This is a genomic window from Paraburkholderia fungorum (assembly GCF_046027215.1).
GTDB classification, from domain to species: Bacteria; Pseudomonadota; Gammaproteobacteria; order Burkholderiales; family Burkholderiaceae; genus Paraburkholderia; species Paraburkholderia fungorum_D.
In genome coordinates this window covers 2,066,698-2,087,357 of record NZ_JAQQEN010000001.1, presented here as the reverse complement: position 1 = coordinate 2,087,357, position 20,660 = coordinate 2,066,698, and the positions used below count along the sequence as shown (strand labels likewise).

The window sequence follows — 20,660 nt, the reverse complement described above, 5'->3', positions numbered from 1 at the left end:
AACCATTAAGAATGCAAGGAAAGGCCCAGGAAGCCAGACCGCCAAAACACCAAACGCCGTAGGCATAGAGAGCAAGGAAATGCCGCCGCCGCAGGCAAAGTAAAATACCCCACCGCGCCAGCGCCCAACCTTATCCAGGCCCCACCCCTTGAAACGCAAAATGCCCGCGCTCAACGCGCTAAAAGCCTTCGAAGTCGCTGGCCGAACGGGCAGCTTCACCCGCGCAGCGGAGCTACTCAACGTCACCCAGAGTGCCGTCAGCCGACAAGTCCGCCAACTCGAAGCGCAACTCGGCGAAACCCTCCTGCTCCGTCATCACCACCACCTGGAACTCTCCGCCGCCGGCCGCATCCTGCTCCAGGCCCTGCAGCAATCCTTCGACCGGATCGAACTCACCGTCCGCAGCCTGCAGGAAAAAACCCACCGCAATCGCCTGCGCATCAACGCGCCACCCACCTTCACGAGCCGCTGGCTGATGCCGCGCCTCGGCCGGCTGCGCGAGGCCCATCCGCATCTCGAGTTGAGCCTGTCGACCCGCACCGACGACAACCTCGCCGAATCCGGTGTGCTCGATTGCGCAATCCGTTTCGGCAACGGCGAGTGGGAAGGGGTCGACCCCCGTCTGCTGATGAACGAACGCCATATCGCCGTCTGTGCGCCCGCGTTGCTCGCGCGCCAGACCGGCCGAGCGGCAATCGATCTGAATCAGTTCACGCTGCTGCACGTGCTCGCAAGCGCCGATCAGCGCTATCTGACCTGGCAACACTGGCTCAAAGCCGCCGGCATCGAAAACGTCGATACGCGCGGTGGCTATGAATTCGATCTGCTCGATCACGCGATTCGCGCCGCGATCGACGGCCTCGGTGTCACCATCGCGGACCGTCACATGATCGGCCGCGAACTGGCGGAAGGCCAACTCGTGCAAGTGCTGAACGTACACGTGGATGGGCATCAGTCGTACTGGCTCGTCACTCGCGCGGAACAGGAAGAGCCGCCGCACGTCGCGCTGTTTCGCGACTGGCTTCAGCAGGAAATCTGGCTAACGGAGCGTACGCTGGATTCGTCAGAATCGGCGCAGCTGGACGCATCCGATTAACCCTTACCCGCCATGCAACACAGCGTCGTGACATGAAAAAACCGTGCCGACGCATATTGCATCGGCACGGTCTTCTGAACCGCTCAAGCCAACGGTAACGCGTTAGCGCGCGAGGCCTCAGGCAGCGGCAGCCAGCTCCGCCGCTTGCGGCCTGAAAGCGGCTTCGGAGGCCGCGTCCTCGAGAATCATCTCGGCGCCCTTCTCCGCCACCATCATGGTCGGCGCATTGATATTGCCGGACGTAATGTTCGGGAAAATCGACGCATCGACTACCCGCAGCCCACCCATACCGTGCACCCGCAAACGCACATCCACCACCGAAGTGTCCGGGTCGTCACCCATCGCGCACGAACCGCACAGGTGATAGATCGATCCCGACTGCTCACGGAAATACTGCAGAAAGCCTTCGCGGGTGTTCACCTGCGGCCCCGGCGAGATTTCCTCGACCGTGATTCCATTGAGCGCCGGTGCCGCCATCACCTTGCGCACCAGCTCACAACCCTGGATTACCTCGTCGATGTCCTTCTCGGTGGTCAGCGCGTTGAGGCGAATCTTTGCGGCATCCTCAGCGCGATTTGAAGCGATCTCGATCGAACCACGGCTCGTCGGCCGGCACGGATTGAATGCCAGCAGAAAACCCGAATACGGCTCAGGTTCGAGACTCGCCTTGTTGCTCTTCGGAATCCGGTATGACAGCGGATTGAAGTACAACTGCAGATTCGGCTGCGCCTCGCGCTCGCTGCCCTTGAAGAAGCCGCCCGCCTGGTTCACGCTCATGGCGAGCGGCCCCTTGCGCGTCAGCAGGTACTGCAGACCGAGTTTGAGCTTGCCGAGCAGCGGACGCATTTCGTCATTCAGCGTCTTCATGTTCGCGCGATAGTAGAAACTCACGCACAGATGGTCCTGCAGATTCTGGCCAACCGCGGGCAGCTCCTTGACCAGCGCAATGCGATGCTTCGCCAGCAACGCACTATCGCCCACGCCGGAAAGCTGCAGCAGTTTTGGCGTATCTACCGCGCCCGCCGACAGGATCACTTCGCGCGTCGCCATGAACTGCCGCGTGGCGCCGTTCTGCGTCACGCTGACGCCAATCGCACGCTGCTTGCTGTCGAATAGCACGCGGCTCACCAGCACCTCGCGCTCGACCGTCAGGTTCTTGCGCGTCAGCACCGGATGCAGATACTCGAAGCTGCTCGACGAGCGCTGCCCGTTGCGCGTATTCACATCATAGATGCCGGCGCCTTCGAAATGCGCACCGTTGAAGTCGTCACTACGCTTGTAGCCAGCCTGGTCGCAGCCCTTCAGGAATACGTGGCAGATCGGATGCACCGCATCTTTCATCGGCGAGATGCGGATCGGACCGTCTGCGCCGTGATAGTGGGTGTTGCCAAGCGGATGCGACTCGAGCTTGCGGAAATACGGCAATACGTCGCAAAACGCCCAGCCCTTGTTGCCAGCGGCAGCCCAGTCGTCGAAATCATGCGGCTGGCCGCGCACGTAAATCATGGCGTTGATCGAACCCGAACCGCCCTGCACCTTGCCACGCGGGCAATAGATCGGCCGGTTGTCGAGTTCCTTCTCGGGCTCGCTGTAGTACATCCAGTTGTAGGTTTCGTTGTAATACGTCTTGGTGAAACCGACCGGAATCCTGAACCAGAACGAACTGTCCTTGCCGCCCGCTTCGAGCAGCAGCACCGAATACTGGCCCGACGCGGACAGCCGGTTGGCGAGAATGCAACCCGCCGAACCCGCACCGACGATGATGTAATCGTAATTCATGCTTTATGTCGCCAGACGGCGCTCAATCCATTGAATGCGAATAACCGCTTAAACCCGGGCTCACCCGGTTCAACCCTTGGCCGGCGCGAGATCTTTCACGTCGGCGGGGAGCGCTGCCATTTGCAGATGCAGGCGCTCGCCGGTGTACGGCGTGTGCTGCCTGACGACTTCCATGTTCAACTCGACACCCAGGCCGGGCTCCCGCGACGGAATGATGTAGCCGTCTTCCCATTGAATCGGCTTCTTCAACACGGCTGCATGGAAACCGTCCCATGTGCCGATGCTTTCCTGAATCAGGAAGTTCGGCGTGCACGTGGCGAGCTGGATACTGGCAGCCGCGCCGATCGGGCCGTTGTACAAATGCGGCGCGATCTGCGCGTAATACACCTCGGCAAGCGTCGCGACTTTCTTCGCTTCGAGCAGGCCGCCCACGCGCGCCACATTCAGTTGCAGGATCGACGCGGCACCCGCTTCGAGCAGCTTGAAGAACTCATATTTGGTAGTCAGGCGCTCACCGGCGGCAATCGGGATGCTGGTGTGCTGCGCGACCTGCGCCATTGCGCCTTCCTGGCCCGGCGGCACCGGCTCTTCAAACCACAAGGGATCGTATTTTTCGAGGCGTTTGGCAAGCCGGATCGCCGAGGACGGCACCATCTGGCCATGCGTGCCGAACAGCAGATCGGCCTTGTTGCCCACCGCTTCGCGTACCTTGCGGCAGAAGGTCTCGCAACGGTCGAGCACTTCCATCGACAGTTGATGACCCGAATAAGCCGTATACGGCCCCGCGGGATCGAACTTCACTGCCGTGAAGCCGCGCTTCACGTTTTCCGCGGCACACTCGGCGGCGAGATCGGGATCGTCGTAATCGTATTCACCGCGGCTGTTCTTCGGATACAGGTAGGTGTAGGAGCGCAGACGCTGATTCACCATGCCGCCCAGCAGTTCATACACGGGCTTGTTTGCCGCTTTGCCGATGATGTCCCAGCAAGCCATTTCCAGACCGCTGACCACGCCCATCATCGTCAGATCGGGGCGTTGCGTGAAACCGCTCGAATACGCTTCGCGCCAGAACCGCTCGATATGATGCGGGTCCTTATCGAGCAGATAGCGGCCGAATACGTCGTCGATGATGTGGGTCATCGCCTTCGGATGGAACGTGGCCGAATAGATTTCGCCGACGCCCTCGATACCGCAGTCGGTCTTCAGCTTGACGAAAATCCAGTACATGCCGCCTACATGCGGCGGCGGTACGGCGACGATATGCGTTTCGAGCGAGACGACTTTCATTTACGCAACCTCTTTTCCATTAAGCATGTTTCTCAGCGCGAGGCCGGCGAAGCCGCCGAGCGCCGCCATTCCGGCCACATAGCCGAAGTAAAGCTGGTAACCGAAGACACCCGGGAAATTCTGCGTCAGATAACCGTTGATGAGCGGCAGAAACACGTCCGGCGAATAACCGAGCACGGAAATCAGGCCGATGGCGAGTCCCATCGTTTGAACCGGGATGTTGCAGCGATCCAGCAGCGACCAGTACAGACCGCGAATCGCGTAGGTCAGAATCCCGATGAACAGCACGAGGAACACCAGCAGCACGTGGCTGGAAATACGCGGCGCCGCCATCAGGCCGAGCAGCGACAGCGCGGCGAGAAAGAGCGCGATCACCAGCACCGAGACCTTCGAATAACGGTCGCCGAGAAAGCCGCCACCAATGCCGCCGATCGGCCGCATCCACAGCTTGAGCGTCGTGATCGTGCCGGCCATCACCACCGTCAAGCCGATTTCGCCTTCATGCAGATACGCGGAAAAACTGTAAGTGGCCCAGAACACCTGATAACCGCAGAACACGATCGCCGCGACCAGCCACAACTCGGGAATCGCCGCGAGCGTTTTCAGATCGACCAGTACGTTGCTGCGTTTCTTCGCGGCGCGATTGGCGGCTGCGTCTTCACTGCCTTGCGGGTCTTTAACCAGCGCGAGCACGACGCCGAGCGCAATGCACAGACATGCGTACATGTAGACCACAAGCTTGAAACCGGCCGCCACCGGCTCGCCTTTGGTCTGCGTGAACCACGCGAACAGCGTGATCGCGATCGTCGCGAGCATCGCCTCGATCAGGCCGCGTCCGCCATCGAGCAAGCCGAAGAAGCGGCCCTGTTCGTGCGAGCCGGCGATCATCGTCACGCGCTTGATGACGGCGGCCCAGAACGTCAAGCCGGTCGACAAACCCCAGCCACCGAAAATCAGCATCAGCACCTGGAACGACGGCGCGGTCGAATACCACAGACCGAGCACGCCGGTGGCGATCAGCGAAAAGCAGATCAACAGACGCGGTGCGATCCGGTCGGCGAGCCAACCGCTCGGCAGATAACTCAACAGAAAGATCGTGCCCAGCGACGAATACAGATAGCCGAGCTGGCTATCGGTGATGTGGAACACTTCGAGCATGGTCGGCTGGTAGACCTGCCGAAGATACAGAATCGGGTAAATCGCGCCGGCTGCCACCACCAGCAGCATGAGCTGGATGTAGCGTTGCGTCTTGCTGTTTTGCAGCGCGGCTTCGGCATCGCCTGAAACGAGCGAAGCGTTGGTTTGAACGGGTTGAGATGACACTTGAGTGCTCCTGGGAGACACGGCACCGGTGCACCGGTCAGCCGCGTCTCCAATATGGTTTTGTTATCGGGCAGCGTGTGGGCTGCGTTTCTGCGGGTTTCAAGGAAGGCACGTACCGTTGCAACGAACACGCGCGGCACGTGCCGTTCAGCTTCAGTACTTCATCACCACGAGACGGGTTTGCGTGAATTCGAGCATGCCGTGCTTGCCGTCGTCGCCGCCGAGGCCCGAGCGCTTCCAGCCGGCGTGGAAACCCTGATACGGATCGGCCGGCGTGCGGTTCACATAGAGCTCGCCCGCCTCGATGCCGTTGGCGATCTTCATCGCGCCGCGATAGCTCTCGGTATAGAGCACCGACGACAAACCGAACTGGTGGTCATTGGCCATCTCCAGCGCTTCGTCCAGCGTGCTGTATTTGACGACCGGCATGATCGGGCCGAAGGTTTCTTCCTGGATGATCTCCATGTGCTGCGAGCAGTTCGTCAGCAACGTGGGCGGATAGAAGAAGCCCTGGCCTTGCGGCAGCTTGCCGCCGGTTTCGAGCGTGGCGCCCTCGGCAACCGCACGTTCGACCATTGCGTGAATCGATTGACGCGATGCTTCGTTCACCAGCGGACCCATCAATGCCGGCTGCTCGCTGCGATCGCCGAATTCCACGGCGCTCATGTGTTTCTTCAGCAGCGCAACGAAACGGTCATGCACGCTTTCCTGCACGTAGACCCGCTCGATTGCCGTGCAAAGCTGGCCGCAATGCGTGGTCCTGGAGGCAACCAGATCGCGTGCCGCCTTCTCCAGATCGGCATCCGCCTCGATGATCGCCGGCGTCTTGCCGCCGAGTTCCAGCGACGGCTTCGCGATATTCGCCTTGCAGTATTCGAGTACCTTGCGACCCGCGCCGACGCTGCCCGTCAGCGTGATCATGCCGACCTTGGGATGCGTGCAGAGGGCTTCGGCGGTGGCGTGGTTCATCGCCAGAATGTTCACGACGCCGGCCGGCAGCCCCGCTTTTTCGACCGCTCGCGCGATTTCGAACGCGGATGTGGGCGTGTTGTTGCTCGGGCGCACCACCACAGTGTTGCCAGCGATCAGCGCGGGCGCCACCTTGCGCATGAACGTATAGACCGGGTAGTTGAACGGAATCAGGCAAGCCACCACGCCGATCGGCTCGCGATGCAGCACGAGATTTTCGTCGGGGGTGTCGCTCGGAATCACTTCGCCTTCGATACGACGTGCCCATTCGGCGTGATAGCGGGTGATCTGGCCCGCGTAGATGGCTTCGTTGGTGGCGTCAGCGACGCTCTTGCCCGATTCCAACGCCAGCGCCGCGCCAATGGCGGGTGCGCATTCGGTCAGGGCGTCAGCGAGCTTGTGCAGGTACGCTGCGCGCTCGGCGGAGGGCAGCTTGCGCCAGCCCTTTTGCGCGACCGCGGCGGCATCGACCGCGGCGATCGCTTCAGATTCGCTCGCCCCCGTGACGTGGCCAATTACGGCCTCGGTGGCCGGGTTATAGACGGCAATCAGTTCGTCGCTCGCGGGTTCAATGAACCGGCCGTTGGCAAAATTCCGCTCGAGTCGCATGGTCGTCTCCAGAAAAGCGTGGTGCAGAAGCGCATTGCCCCCGGCTATGGATTTCATGCCGATGGTGCATGAACGGAATTTTTCTCCTCGATAGACCGCGCCACAAGCGAATAATCCGCGGGACAAACATTCGAAAAAGTCACGTTTATCCAGGGATGTGCCTCATACGCGATTCCGATCTCGAATAGCAGAATCCGGGCTTTGCCAAAAAGCAGTGGTCTTCGGAAGCCGCAGGCCGCTCGTTACCAACGTCTGGAGCTGTGAATGAAAAGAAATGTCATCGCCACCGCCGCTTTCACCGCGCTCGCGTCACTGGCCGCGTCGGCCGCCTTCGCTCAAAGCAGCGTCACGCTGTACGGCGTGCTCGACGAGGGCATCGACTACACCAATAACGCCGGGCGCGGCGCGGTCTGGGAAATGGCGAGCGGCTATGCGCAAGGCAGCCGCTGGGGCCTGAAAGGGTCAGAGGATCTGGGCGGCGGCATGAAGGCGGTGTTCCAGCTGGAAAACGGCTTCGATGTGAGCTCGGGACGGCTTGCCCAGGGCGGCCGCATGTTCGGCCGGCAGGCCTATGTGGGCTTGAGCGACAGCCGGTTCGGCACGGTCACGCTCGGCCGCCAGTACGATTCGGTGGTCGATTACCTCGCGCAGACCACGGCCAACGGCAACTGGGCCGGCTACCTGTTTGCCCACCCGTACGATAACGACAACACCGACAACTCGTTTCGCCTCGGCAACAGCGTGAAGTACGCGAGCCCGGAGTTCGCGGGCTTCCAGTTCGGCGGCGTGTACAGCTTCAGCAACGACACGAACTTCGCCAACAATCGCGCCTACAGCTTCGGCGGCCAGTACGCGAACGGCGGCCTGCTGGTCGCGGCCGCCTACATGCAGGCCGACAACCCGGGCGTGGGGTCGACCGGCGCAATCACCGCGAACGACGCCAGCTTTATCGCCGGGCGCATGCGGGTGTTCGGCGGCGGCATCAACTACACGTTCGGCTCGGCCACCGCTGGCTTCGCCTACACCAACTCGAACTATAAGAACCCGACTGGCAACGGCTATATCGGCATTCCGCTGGCGGCGGCGGGCGTCACGCTGAATACGCTGAAGTATCAGAACTTCGAAGTGAACGGCAAATACCAGTTCACACCGGCATTCTTCGTCGGCGCGCAGTATGTCTATACGATGGAGAACTACGATGCGTCGACGGGCAACGTGAAGCCGAAGATTCACTCGTTCGGCCTGATGGCCGACTACAACCTGTCGAATCGCACCGACATCTACGTGCAGGGCGAATATCAGAAGGTCGCCGGCGACTCGACCAATTCGATTCTCGACAACGCGTTCATTCCGGGTGTGCAGGCGCCGTCGTCGACGGGCAATCAGGTGGCCGTGCGGGTTGCGTTGCGCCACAAGTTCTAAGGCAGGGGAATCGGCGTTGGCGTGGGCGGCCCTGGAAGGTCGCACCCGCTGCGACTGTTCAATTTTCTCCGATGTTCACGTTCCGTATACGGCGGGATTTTCTGAACGATGTCGTGCCACGCCCAACCCGCATCACTCCTCCACGGCCGCCTTCAGCCGCAGCAACGCCCGATCCCACTGCTGCGAGATCGCTTCGAGCGCGCGGCGCGCTTCTTCAAGGTGCGCCGGCGTGAACGCCCATAAGCGTTCACGCCCGACCTTCACGTCGCGCACGAGGCCCGCATTCGCCAGCACCTGCAAATGCTGCGTGACGGACTGCCGCGTCATCGCCGTTCCAGCGGTGAGTTGCGCGATCGACATCGCACTGCCCGCGCACAACACGGCGATCAGACGCAGACGCGTCTCGTCGCCGAGCGCCGCGAAAATCCGCGCGGAGCTTTGCAGCACCGCCGTCTTCAGACGCCCGGCGCCGGATGCAGGCTTACTCCTTGGCGACATGCTTCTCGATGTTGACCAGTTGTTGCTCCCAGCCGCCGCTATTCATGCGGAACGCCTCTTCCCGGCGAGCGGCGGGAATCTGATCGAAGCCGGATTCGACCACGCGCAGCAAGGTGCCCGAGTCGACTTCGGTGAGTTCGAACACGACCAGGGTGGTCGGCTCCGGCGAATAGTCGACCGTGATATCGACCGCGGCCGGATGCCAGCGCCACGACAGATGATGCTCCGGCTCGATCCGCTCGACCACCACGTCCATGACCAGATGCTCGTAACCCGGATAGGTGATGTGGCCTTGCACGGACTCGCCGGCAACGAACTGCTTGCCGCGAAAATTCACGCCGAACCAGTTGCCGAATTCCTCGGCATTGGACAATGCGCGCCAGACCCGCGAGCGCGGCGCCTTCAACAGAATCTGTTTTTCGATGCGATCAGTGGATGAGTTCATATGCAGCCTCCCGACTGCATATTAGGCAGCCGAAGGCAAACATGCAAGCATTTGGCTGCATTATTCCGGCGTGAATTTTTGAACCGCCCTGTACCCAGAAAGCCGTCGAGCCTCAGCCACCAACCTTGACTACCACTTTACCGAACGCGCCACGCTCGACATGAGCCAGCGCGGCGGGCAGTTCATCGAATGGATAGACCGTATCGACAACGGGCTTGAGCCCGAGTGCGTCGACTGCGCGCACCAGGTCTTCGACCGCGCGCCGGTGTCCGACACCGATGCCCTGGATGGTCGGCCGGCCGATGAACGACGGAATGCTCGGCAACGACATGCTGTAGCCGTCGAGTGTGCCGATCAGCGAGATGCGCCCGCCCTGCCGCAGCGCGCGCAACGAGGCGCCGAGGTTGTCGCCACCCGCCAGTTCGAACACGTGATCGACGCCGCGTCCGCCAGTCATCTCACGCGCCACGCGGTCCCAGTCGGGCGTGGCAGACCGATCGATGCCATGCGTCGCGCCGAGTTCGCTCACGCGCCGCAGTTTGGCCGCGCCGCTTGATGTGACGATGACCTGCGCGCCATGCGCGCGCGCGAGCTGCAGACCGAACAGGGCGACGCCTCCTGTGCCCTGCATCACGACTGTCTGTCCCGCATGCACGGCGCCCTTCTCGACCAGCGCGAACCACGCCGTAAGCCCCGCGCATGGCAGTGTGCTGGCTTCGGCCAGGCTCAGCGTGCGCGGCGCGCGCACGGCCCACGCCTCGTTCAGCACGACGTACTGCGCCAGCACGCCGGGCAGCGATCCACCGAGTACGCCGGCCTCGGGTGGACATTCGCCGTCGATCCAGCCGGCCCAGAAGGTACCGAGCACCTCGTCGCCTTCGCTAAAACGCGTCACGCCCGCACCGGCGGCGACCACGATGCCCGCCAGATCCGAACCCGGCGTGACCGGCAGTGAGGCTTGTGCGCCCGACTCGCCGCCGGCAATGAAACCCAGGTCGCGGTAGTTCAACGAAACAGCCGCGACGCGCACCACGATTTCGCCGATGCCCGGCGCCGGCACAGCCGTCTCTTCCAGCTTCAGATGCTGCACGCCGTGATCCCGTAACACCCATTTACTCATCGTTCGCATGTCGGCTCCCGCCTGCTAGTTATCGATGACAAAAAGTCTACGGCCTCTCAAAGCGCTACAGTGGCGGATAATATTCGCCATTTTGTAGAGTTTTTGGCACCAATAAGCCCGCATCGGGCTCACATGGAGGGCCTCGATGAGAGATCGCCTGAGCGGCATCGCCGCCTTCGTCAATGCCGCGGAAGCCGGCAGTTTCGCGCTCGCCGCCGAGCGGATGCATCTATCGCGCTCGGCGGTCGGCAAAACCATTGCCCGTCTCGAAGACCAACTCGGCACGCGGCTGTTTCACCGCACCACGCGCAGCCAGAGCCTCACCGAAGACGGTCATGCGTTCTACGAACGCTGCGTGCGCGCCCTGGCTGAACTGGAAGCCGGCGAAGCGACCCTGCACGCGGGGCGCCGCGATCCGCAGGGCCGTTTGCACGTCAGCGTGCCGGTATTGTTCGGGCGCCGCTGTGTCGCGCCCATCCTGCTTGAACTCGCGCAGCGCTATCCGCAGCTTGAATTGCAGATCAGTTTCACCGACCGGGTGACCGATCTGGTCGAAGAAGGGATCGATCTGGTGGTGCGCAGCGGACACCTGCATGGCGCGCCGGCGGGACTCGTCGCGCGCAAGCTCGGCGAACAGACCATGACGCTGTGCGCGGCGCCCGCCTATCTGGCGAAGCACGGCACGCCGCGCACGGTCGCCGAACTCGCCGGGCACCAAGGCATTTTCTACGCGACTGGCCGGCAGGAGGCGGCGTGGCCGCTGCCCGATGAGAACGGCGTGTGGCACGGTGTGGTGGTGCCGCACCGGCTGCGACTGGACGACCTCGAGACCATTCTCGCGGCCACGATAGCCGGCGCGGGCATCGCTCGTCTGCCGTGCTGGTTGCTCGCTGACGCGCTGGAAAACGGCACGCTGGTGAAGGTCCTGCCCGAGTTGCCCGGGCCGTGTATCGAGCTTCATCTGGCATGGCAGCAGACCCGGCATCTGCCATCCAGAATGCGGGTCGCGATCGACGAACTCGCAGCGAGAATGCCCGCGATTCTCGCCGTGGACGGCGCCACCGAGGCGAACTGAAGAGGGCGGCGCCCGGCTGGCTTACTCGGTTGCGTGCGCGTGCATCACGCCGGTCTGCATCGACCACGCCATCCACGGACGACGCAGCGCGACGATCGAGAGGAACGCGCAAGCCGCCAGCGCGCCGAAGGTCGCAAAGCCCATCTGATAACTGCCGGTGCTCTCTTTCGCCATACCCATGACGACCGGCAGATAGAAGCCGCCGATCCCGCCCGCGGCCCCCACGATGCCCGACATCAACCCGGTGCGGCCCGCCCAGCGATGCGGCACCAGCTGGAACGTCGCGCCATTGCCCAGACCAAAGGCCACATACAGCAACAGCAGCAAGGTAATCCCACCGGCGAGCGTCGGCATCGCCGCGGCAAACACGAAGTCGCCCAGCGAAATGGCGGCGAGAAGGAAGGTCAGCGCGCGAACACCGGACACCTTATCGGCAATCAGCCCGCCGAGCGGCCGCACCATTGCGCCGGTCGCGGCAAGGAGCGCCATGAACAGACCCGCATCGATCTTCGAGAGTTGATACAGGTTAGTGAGCAGCAGCGTCACATAGGAGGACATGCCCACAAAGCCGCCGAACGTGATGCTGTACACCAGCATGATGACCCACGTATCGCGCTCGGCCAGCACCGCGCGATAGCGCTTGGGCAGCACCGCGATCGCCATCAGCGCGCCGATCACCGGCAACAGCAGCACGCCGGTTTTGCCTGCGCCGAACAGGCCTGCTTCGACAAATAGCACCAGCACGACCAGACCGGCCAGCGTGATCGCGAAGCTGCCGAACGCGCGCAGCACGCTACCCGATTTCACGCCCGAATCGTTGGCCCAGAAGTACAGCGTGATGGCTGCAATGGCGAGCAGCGGCAGCGCGCCACCGGCCGCCATCTGCCAGCCGTAGTGCGTCGCCAGTTGCGGGAACAGAAAGCCGTCGAGCACCGCGCCGATATTGCCAGCCGCGGCCAGACCCAACACCAGGCCCTGCACCTTCGGCGGATAGTTGCTGCCGGCCATCGGCAGCGCCACCGCGAAGCTCGCCCCACCCACGCCGAGGAACACGCCGAGCACCAGCAACAAGGTGTATGACGGGACGAACGGCAGGAGCGGCAGGACGATGGTCGGCACCGCCGACAGCAGCACGCCCATCAACGCAATCCGTTTGCCATGCGCCGATTGATAGAGGTTGCCAAGCGTCACGCGCAGAATCGCGGCCGAGAGCACCGGCACGGCAACCAGCAAGCCTTGCTGCGCAGGCGTCATCGAAATGCTCCTGCTGATGAACGGCGCGAGCGGCCCATACAACACCCAGACGGTGAAGCCGGTGTCGAAATAGAGGAAGCACGCCACCAGCGCGCGCCAGTCTCCACTTTTCAGGGAGCTCATCACGTTTTTCATTTAGATATCCTCAAATATACTGATTGTTCGCTTACCTGACGCACGGCGCTGACGCACCACGCACCGGAATGGTCACGATGATGAAAACCGGTCTGTACATGCAACCTCCATGCCATCCCGGACCCGTCTCCTGACACGCTTTCTGTCTGCTTTTTTAGAATCCTGAAGCCGCGTTGTCGCGCTCGCGCCGACGCTCAATAATCATTCAATAAACATCGCGTACGTAGCGCTTTTCCTGCGTCAGCCGGCTGACATATTCACCGGCTTTTTCCTCGCTCATGCCGCCATGCTGTGCGACCACTTCCTTGAGCGCCGCGTCGACGTCTCTCGCCATCCGGCTCGCGTCACCGCATACGTAGAAATGCGCACCGTCTTCGAGCCACCGCCACAATTGCGCGCCTTGCTGACGCATGCGGTCCTGCACATAAATCTTCTCGACCTGGTCGCGCGAGAAAGCGACATCGAGCCGGGTCAGTACGCCGCTCTCACGCAGCGCTTCCAGTTCGTCGCGATAGTAAAAATCGCTGTCAGCATGTTGTTCGCCGAAGAAGAGCCAGTTGCGTCCCTTGTCGCCACGCGCACGACGTTCGTGCAGAAAGCCGCGAAACGGTGCAACGCCGGTGCCCGGGCCGACCATGATGATCGGCGTATCGGAACGATGAGGAGGCCGAAAATGTGCGGACTTCTGCACGAATACCGGCACGTTCACATCGCCGGCGCGGTCGGCGAGAAACGTCGACGACACGCCTTTGCGAAGGCGGCGGCCATTGCTGTAGCGAACTGCGGAAACCGTCAGATGCACTTCGCCCGGATGTGCCTTCGGGCTCGATGCAATCGAATACAGACGCGGTTGCAGGCGCTTGAGCACGCCTGTCAATTCGGCTGCGCTCAGCTCCACTGGAAATTCGTGCAGCACGTCGGCGAGTTGTTGCCCCCACAACCATTGCTTCAGATCCGCCTTGCGCTCCGGCGTGAGCAGATCGCGCAGCGCGCCGTTGCGGCTGCGCGCGGCGATGAAAGCAAGCGCGTCCGGATTCGGACGTGCGATCTCGTAGTGCTTGCCGAGCGCATCGGCGAGACGCATTTCGCCCGCGCCGGAAACGTTCACCGGCGCATCCGCCTTCAGCCCGCTCAGGCTGATCAATTCGTCGACCAGTTCGGGGCAATTGCTCGGCCACACGCCGAGCGCGTCGCCGGCTTCGTATTCGAGGCCCGAGTCGCCCGTATTCAGCGAGAAATAGCGCGTATCTTTGGCCGCGCCGTGCTTGTTCAATTGCAGGTTCTTCACCAGCCGCGATGCGGCGGGACGCGTTTTGGTGGGCACCGTGCCCGGCACCACGGCGTTGATCATGCCGTCTGGCGGCACCGCATGCAGCGCCGCGTCTTCTTCCTTGATGCGCACGATGATCCGTTCGAGCCACGCGTCGGCGCTCTGCTGATATTCGCTGTCGCAATCCGTGCGCTCGAGCAGCCGCAATGCGCCTTGCGCGGCAAGACGCTCGTCGAGCCGGCGGCCGTGGCCGCAGAACTGGTCGTAGTTGCGATCGCCCAGTGCAAGCACGGCATAGCGCACGCCTTCGAGACGCGGCGCCGTTTCGCTCGCGAGATGGGTCCAGAAACTTTGCGCGTTGTCGGGCGGATCGCCATCGCCGAACGTGCTGGTCATGAGCAGCACGTATTGCGCTTTGGCGAGCGCCGTAAACTGATAATCCGCCATACAGGTCGTGCGGATGTCGAAGCCCGACTCCATCAGACGCGTGGCGTAATGCTCGGTGAGCGATTCGGTGTTGCCGGTTTGCGAGGCCCACAGCAGCGTGACCTTGGGCCGCGCACGCACGATACGCACGCCGGACGCCTGCGCGGCGTCGGGCTGCGGCGCCGCGAGCGAGCTCGCTGGTGTGTCGGCATGCCTTGCGCCACGGCTGTAGAGCCCGGCCAGCAAACCATCCACATAAAGGCGGTTCGTCGAAGCGAGCGGCGCATTGGGCGGCAGAACCGGCACGCTATCGATTCCCTGGGCTTCCGCCGAGCGTAGGCCGCCAACGAAGCCGGACAGATAGACGCGCTCGGTATCGGTGAAAGATGGCGTGGAAGTCTGCGCAAGCTGCAGCAGACTGGTGAGTGCGGTGATACGGGGCATATCCAGATCCTCGGCACGCGCCAGCGCAGCGCTTGCTGCAACGGCAGGCGTATCGGCAAGCGTCTCGTCATCCGCATTCAGAATCGGAGCGACTACGTCGAGCGCGACCGGACTCAACGCCACCGCGCAGAACTTCAGTTCGGGCTGCTGGGAGACCGGATCGATCGCATCGCTGGTGACGGCGTTGATGCACAGGTCGTCGCCGAATACGTCGTTCCAGTGCATCGGCGCAAAGCAGTTGCCTGCCTGCACGCGCTCGGTGACCACCGCGGGCAATACCGCGCGGCCGCGGCGCGAACGAATCTCCACGGGGTCTTTCGGCTTGATGCCGAGCGTGGCGGCATCTTCGGGATGGATCTCGACGAACGGGCCCGGGTTCAGCTTGTTGAGCATCGCGACCTTGCCGGTCTTGGTCATCGTGTGCCACTGATGCTGCAGGCGACCCGTGTTCAACACGATCGGAAATTCACGGTCGGGCAGCTCAGCCGGAGCCGCATAAGCACGCGCAAAGAACATCGCCTTGCCGCTTGCGGTCGGAAACACCAGGCGCGGACGACTGCCGTCGGCCCGTTCCGTCAGCGTCTGGCTGACGCCGTCGTTGAGGTAGCGAACCGGATTGCGATCCGCCGCGTCATCAGAAGCAAGCGGCCATTGCAACGGCGTGTCCCTCAGCCGCCGATGGCTCGCGCCACGCAGGTCGTAGCCCGTCTTCGGATTCGAGGTGCGGGTGATTTCCGCGAACACCTCTGCGGCGCTCGCGTAGCTGAACGCGTCGGCGAAACCCATTTCACAGGCGACGCGCGCGATGATCTGCCAGTCCGGCAGCGCGGCGCCCGGCGGCTCGATGCCTTTTTGCATCAGCGTGAGGTTGCGCTCGGAGTTGATCATCACGCCTTCGGCTTCGGCCCATAGCGCGCCGGGCAACAGCACGTCGGCGTAGCGGTTGGTCTCGGTGTCGAGGAAGGCGTCCTGCGAAATCACGAGTTCCGCGGCCCCTAAACCGGCGATCGCATTCTGGCGATTCGCGACACTCGCCACCGGATTGGTGCAGATGATCCAGCATGCCTTGATCTCACCCGCCGCCATGCGCGTGAACATGTCGATCGTGCCGTTGCCGACCTCGGTGCGCAGCGTGCCTTCAGGGATGCCCCACAAGTCTTCGATAAACGCGCGGTCTGCTTCGACCAGCACCGAACGCTGCCCAGGCAATCCCGGGCCCATGTATCCCATTTCGCGGCCGCCCATCGCGTTGGGCTGACCCGTCAATGAGAACGGCCCGCTGCCGCGGCGACAGATCTTGCCGGTTGCCAGATGCAGATTGCAGAGCGCGTTGGTGTGCCACGTGCCGTGCGTGCTCTGATTCAGGCCCATGGTCCAGCAGCTGATCCACTCGGGCGCCGCGCCGATCAAGTGCGCGGCTTGCCGGATATCGTCGACCGCGAGGCCCGTGATTTGCGCGACTTTCTCCGGCGTGTAGTCGGCGAGAAACGCGGGCATGTCGTCCCAGCCTTCCGTGAAGGCGGCGATAAATTCCGCATCCGTATGGCCGTTCTGATGCAGCAGATGCAGCAGCCCGTTGAGCAACGCGAGATCGGTGCCGGGTTTGATCGACAGGAACAGATCGGCCTTCTCCGCCGTCGCATTGCGGCGCGGATCGACCACGATCAGCTTCGCTCCCGCCTTCACGCGATCCATCATGCGCAGGAACAGAATCGGGTGACAGTCGGCCATATTCGCGCCGATCACGAAGAACAGATCGGCGTGGTCGATGTCTTCGTACGATCCCGGTGGGCCGTCCGCGCCGAGCGAGAGCTTGTAGCCACTGCCCGCGCTCGCCATGCACAGCCGCGAATTCGATTCGATGTTGTTGGTGCCGATGAACCCCTTGGCGAGCTTGTTGACGAGGTACTGCGCCTCGATCGACATCTGCCCCGACACATAGAACGACAGCGCGTCCGGTCCGTGTGTGTCGAGCAGACCTCGCAGGCGCGCCGCCGTGCTGCTGATCGCCTGCGCCATCGGCAGCGGCGCCGGATCCTCGTTGCGAGCGTGGCGCACGAACGCGCCCTCCAGACGGCCCGACTTGCGCAAAGCCACATGCGCCGACTGGCCCTTCGTGCAGAGCCGGCCGAAGTTGGCCGGATGTTCCTTGTCGCCGGCAATCTTGACGACCTGGCCGTCCTCGACGTGCAGCACCATGCCGCAGCCGACGCCGCAGTAGGGACACACGGTTTTTACGCTAGTGGAGGACATGGCGGCCGGGATCGTACGAGGGAGTGATAGAAGAATCAGCGGCTCAGACCGCCACCCACACCTGACCGTTTTCCACGCGCGTGGCAAACGCGCTGACGGAATACGCCGGCGTTTCCAGGCATTCGCCCGTGCGCAGATCGAAGTGGTGCTTGTAGATCGGCGAGGCGACCACGACGCGCTCGCCGAGGCTGCCGATCAGCCCGCGCGAGAGCACCGCCGCGTGCGAGCCCGGATCGAAGTTTTCGATCGCGTAGACGGCGCCGTTCGGCTCGCCGCTGTCCACATGAAAGACGGCCACCTGTTCGCCGTTGACGAGCGCACAGACACCCGTGTTGGGAACAATGTCGTCGAGCGGGCAAATCGGCATCCAGGCGGGCGGCAGGCGGTCGTTGTTCATGATCGAACTCCTCAGTGAATGGGATAAAAAATCAGACGGTCTCGGCGACCACGGGAATCGCGACGAGCTTCAACTGACGCTCGGCCGGCGTCGCGGGCCGGATCTGGCCGCGTTCTTCGACAAAGCGCACGGTGCTGTCGGCCTCGCCGCTGTTGACGAAGTGACGGAAGCGCTTGCGCGTGTCGGGATCGGTCACGGCCTTCTTCCACTCGCACTCGTAGGTGTCGACCACGAGTTGCATTTCGGCTTCGAGTTCGGCGGCTACGTCGAGCCTGTCGTTGATGACCACGTCGATCAGATAAGCGAGGCCGCCTTCCAGGTTGTCGCGCCACACGCTGGTGCGTTGCAGGCGGTCGGCGGTGCGCACGTAGAACATCAGGAAGCGGTCGATGTAGCGCACGAGGGTTTCTTTATCGAGGTCGGACGCAAGCAGTTCGGCATGGCGCGGCTTCATCCCGCCGTTGCCGCACACGTAGAGATTCCAGCCCTTTTCGGTGGCGATGATGCCGACGTCCTTGCCTTGTGCTTCCGCGCATTCGCGGGTGCAGCCGGACACGCCGAACTTGATCTTGTGCGGCGTGCGCAGGCCCTTGTAACGGTTCTCGAGCTCAACCGCGAGGCCCACCGAATCGCCCACGCCATAACGGCACCACGTCGAGCCGACGCACGACTTCACCGTGCGCAGCGACTTGCCGTACGCATGGCCCGACTCGAAACCGGCCGCGATCAGCTCTTCCCAGATCAACGGCAATTGCTCGACGCGCGCGCCGAACAGATCGACCCGCTGACCCCCGGTGATCTTCGTGTAGAGCCCGTATTTCTTCGCCACCAGGCCAACCGCGATCAAACCGTCGGGCGTCACTTCGCCGCCCGCCATGCGCGGCACCACCGAATAGGTGCCGTCGCGCTGGATATTGGCGAGGTAGTAATCGTTAGTGTCCTGCAGCGATGCATGTTCCTTCTTCAGCACGAACTCGTTCCAGCACGAAGCGAGAATGCTGGCCACTACCGGCTTGCAGATATCGCAACCCAGCCCGTGGCCATGTTTCGCGATCAACGCGCCAAAGCTGCGTACCCCCTCCACTCGCACGATGTGATACAGCTCCTGCCGTGAATACGGGAAGTGCTCGCACACATGGTTGTTGACGGCGAGGCCCTGCTTCTTCATCTCCGCTTTCATCACCTGCGTGACGAGCGGCACGCAGCCGCCGCACGAGGTCCCGGCGCCAGTCGCGCTTTTGAGGGTGCCGATGTCGGTCGCGCCCGCGCACACGGCGGCGCACAACTCGCCTTTCGAGACGTTGTTGCACGAGCAGATCTGCGCGCCGGCCGGCAAGGCCTCGACGCCGAGCGCGGGCTTCGCCTGGCCGTCGGACTGCGGCAGAATCAGGAACTCGGGCGCTGCGGGCAACTCGATCTGGTTGAGCATCATCTGCAGCAACGTGCCGTATTCGCTTGCGTCGCCCACCATCACGCCGCCCAGCAGATACTTGCCGCACTCGGACACCACGAGTTTCTTGTAGACCTGCTTGCGCTCGTCGCTGAACTGATAGGCGCGGCTGCCGGGCGTATTGCCGTGCGCGTCGCCGATGCTCGCGACGTCCACGCCCATCAGCTTGAGCTTGGTGCTCATGTCGGCGCCCGCGAATTCCGCCGGCTCGCCGAGCAGTTGCTTCGCCACCGCACGCGCCATCTCGTAACCCGGCGCCACGAGGCCGAACAGTTGACCGTTCCACAGCGCGCACTCGCCAATCGCATAGATATGCTCATCGCTGGTGCGGCACGCGTTATCGATCACGATGCCGCCGCGTGCGCCGAGCGTCAGGCCGCACTCACGAGCCAGGTCGTCGCGCGGACGAATGCCGGCCGAGAACACGATCATGTCGGTGTCGAGATGACTGCCGTCGGCGAACTGCATGCGATGCGTGCCATCCTCGCCATCGACGATCGCCGTGGTGCTCTTCTGCGTATGCACGGTCACGCCGAGCTCTTCGATCCTGGTGCGCAGCGCGCGGCCGCCGCCGTCGTCGACCTGCACCGCCATCAGGCGCGGCGCGAATTCGACCACGTGCGTTTCGAGGCCCATGTCGCGCAACGCCTTCGCGCATTCGAGACCAAGCAGACCGCCGCCGACCACGGTGCCGGTCTTCGAGCGGGCACCGCACTCCTGCATGGCTTCGAGGTCGTCGATGGTGCGGTAGACGAAGCAGTCGGCGCGCTCGCGGCCCTGCACGGGCGGCACGAACGGAAATGAGCCAGTGGCGAATACCAGCTTGTCGTACGGCAGCGTTTCGCCGGTCGATACCGTTACGGTGCGTGCGTCGCGGTCTACGGCCACCGCCTTCGCGTTCAGCAGGAGCCGCACGTTCTGACGCTCGAAGAAACCCGGCGCGACCAATGAGAGATCGTCCGCCGTCCTGCCCGCGAAGAACTCGGACAGGTGCACGCGGTCGTAGGCCGGCCGCGATTCTTCGCACAGCACGGTGATATCGAGGCCATGCGCGGCGTCCTGTGCCAGGCACTCGACGAGTTTGTGGCCGACCATCCCGTGACCGATAACGATGATTTTCATGACCGCGGTTTCCTCTTGCTGAAATAAAAACGGCGTCCCGTGAACACAGTCGATGACTGAATCCAGGGGACGCCGTTGTCCTGATCTGTCCTGCAGCGCGCGCTTTGTTTGTTGCACTCGCAACGGATCCACGTTGATCCGATGGCAAGGCTTAACGCAAAGGCCGTGCCATCGTGCGAAAAAGTCCACCGGATGGCGCTGTGACGGGGTTTTTCAAGGATAACGACCAGCCCTCGCCCGTGCGGCACGCGAGACGTTTTGATGCAGGCAGGCACGTTCGTGGTGC

The 20,660-nt window shown here is 62.9% G+C and carries 14 protein-coding genes; 3 read left to right on the top strand and 11 right to left on the bottom strand.

What is annotated here, in order from left to right; all coding sequences use genetic code 11:
* Window positions 1-160 precede the first annotated feature (160 nt).
* On the top strand, window positions 161-1,096 hold the full coding sequence (locus PQR27_RS09225; protein ID WP_408523352.1) for a LysR substrate-binding domain-containing protein: 936 nt from the start codon (window positions 161-163) through the stop codon (window positions 1,094-1,096).
* A gap of 117 nt (window positions 1,097-1,213) precedes the next feature.
* Here the strand turns inward: PQR27_RS09225 and PQR27_RS09220 are convergent, their stop codons facing one another.
* The 4 genes from PQR27_RS09220 to aldA all read right to left on the bottom strand — a co-directional run bounded on the left by PQR27_RS09220 (window position 1,214) and on the right by aldA (window position 7,063).
* Window positions 1,214-2,875 carry a GMC family oxidoreductase gene (locus PQR27_RS09220; RefSeq protein WP_408523351.1) on the bottom strand — a complete coding sequence of 554 codons (1,662 nt, stop codon included), beginning with the start codon at window positions 2,873-2,875 and terminating at the stop codon, window positions 1,214-1,216.
* 69 nt (window positions 2,876-2,944) lie between these two features.
* Window positions 2,945-4,162 (bottom strand): mandelate racemase/muconate lactonizing enzyme family protein, encoded by a 1,218-nt coding sequence (locus PQR27_RS09215; RefSeq protein WP_408523350.1) that lies wholly within the window; start codon window positions 4,160-4,162, stop codon window positions 2,945-2,947.
* On the bottom strand, window positions 4,163-5,485 hold the full coding sequence (locus tag PQR27_RS09210) for an MFS transporter (protein WP_408523349.1): 1,323 nt from the start codon (window positions 5,483-5,485) through the stop codon (window positions 4,163-4,165).
* A gap of 153 nt (window positions 5,486-5,638) precedes the next feature.
* Window positions 5,639-7,063 carry an aldehyde dehydrogenase gene (gene aldA / locus PQR27_RS09205; RefSeq protein WP_408523348.1) on the bottom strand — a complete coding sequence of 475 codons (1,425 nt, stop codon included), beginning with the start codon at window positions 7,061-7,063 and terminating at the stop codon, window positions 5,639-5,641.
* A 264-nt stretch (window positions 7,064-7,327) separates the two neighbouring features.
* Between aldA and PQR27_RS09200 the strand changes: the two genes are divergently transcribed.
* Window positions 7,328-8,485, top strand: a complete 1,158-nt coding sequence (locus PQR27_RS09200) for a porin (protein WP_408523347.1) — start codon at window positions 7,328-7,330, stop codon at window positions 8,483-8,485.
* Between the two features lie 132 nt (window positions 8,486-8,617).
* Here the strand turns inward: PQR27_RS09200 and PQR27_RS09195 are convergent, their stop codons facing one another.
* The 3 genes from PQR27_RS09195 to PQR27_RS09185 all read right to left on the bottom strand — a co-directional run bounded on the left by PQR27_RS09195 (window position 8,618) and on the right by PQR27_RS09185 (window position 10,557).
* A complete protein-coding gene (locus tag PQR27_RS09195) occupies window positions 8,618-8,983 on the bottom strand; it encodes an ArsR/SmtB family transcription factor (protein ID WP_408523346.1) in 366 nt (121 codons plus the stop codon).
* Complete coding sequence (locus PQR27_RS09190) at window positions 8,967-9,428, bottom strand: SRPBCC family protein (protein WP_408523345.1); 462 nt, start codon at window positions 9,426-9,428, stop codon at window positions 8,967-8,969. The genes PQR27_RS09195 and PQR27_RS09190 overlap by 17 nt, the downstream gene beginning before the upstream one ends.
* 112 nt (window positions 9,429-9,540) lie before the next feature.
* On the bottom strand, window positions 9,541-10,557 hold the full coding sequence (locus tag PQR27_RS09185; RefSeq protein ID WP_408523344.1) for a zinc-dependent alcohol dehydrogenase family protein: 1,017 nt from the start codon (window positions 10,555-10,557) through the stop codon (window positions 9,541-9,543).
* Between the two features lie 136 nt (window positions 10,558-10,693).
* On the opposite strand from PQR27_RS09185, the gene PQR27_RS09180 reads away from it, so the two are divergent.
* Window positions 10,694-11,623: a LysR family transcriptional regulator gene (locus tag PQR27_RS09180; RefSeq protein ID WP_408523343.1), complete on the top strand. Its 930-nt coding sequence runs from the start codon at window positions 10,694-10,696 to the stop codon at window positions 11,621-11,623.
* A 21-nt stretch (window positions 11,624-11,644) separates the two neighbouring features.
* Here PQR27_RS09180 and PQR27_RS09175 read toward each other — a convergent pair whose 3' ends face one another.
* The 4 genes from PQR27_RS09175 to nirB form a co-directional block, all read right to left on the bottom strand.
* The gene (locus PQR27_RS09175; protein ID WP_408523342.1) at window positions 11,645-13,012 is read right to left on the bottom strand and encodes an MFS transporter; all 1,368 of its coding nucleotides are present in this window, start codon (window positions 13,010-13,012) and stop codon (window positions 11,645-11,647) included.
* 205 nt (window positions 13,013-13,217) lie between these two features.
* Window positions 13,218-17,405: a bifunctional nitrate reductase/sulfite reductase flavoprotein subunit alpha gene (locus PQR27_RS09170; RefSeq protein WP_408523341.1), complete on the bottom strand. Its 4,188-nt coding sequence runs from the start codon at window positions 17,403-17,405 to the stop codon at window positions 13,218-13,220.
* A 43-nt stretch (window positions 17,406-17,448) separates the two neighbouring features.
* Window positions 17,449-17,802: a nitrite reductase small subunit NirD gene (gene nirD, locus PQR27_RS09165; protein WP_408523340.1), complete on the bottom strand. Its 354-nt coding sequence runs from the start codon at window positions 17,800-17,802 to the stop codon at window positions 17,449-17,451.
* A gap of 31 nt (window positions 17,803-17,833) precedes the next feature.
* Window positions 17,834-20,374: a nitrite reductase large subunit NirB gene (gene nirB / locus PQR27_RS09160; RefSeq protein ID WP_408523339.1), complete on the bottom strand. Its 2,541-nt coding sequence runs from the start codon at window positions 20,372-20,374 to the stop codon at window positions 17,834-17,836.
* Window positions 20,375-20,660: the final 286 nt, after the last annotated feature.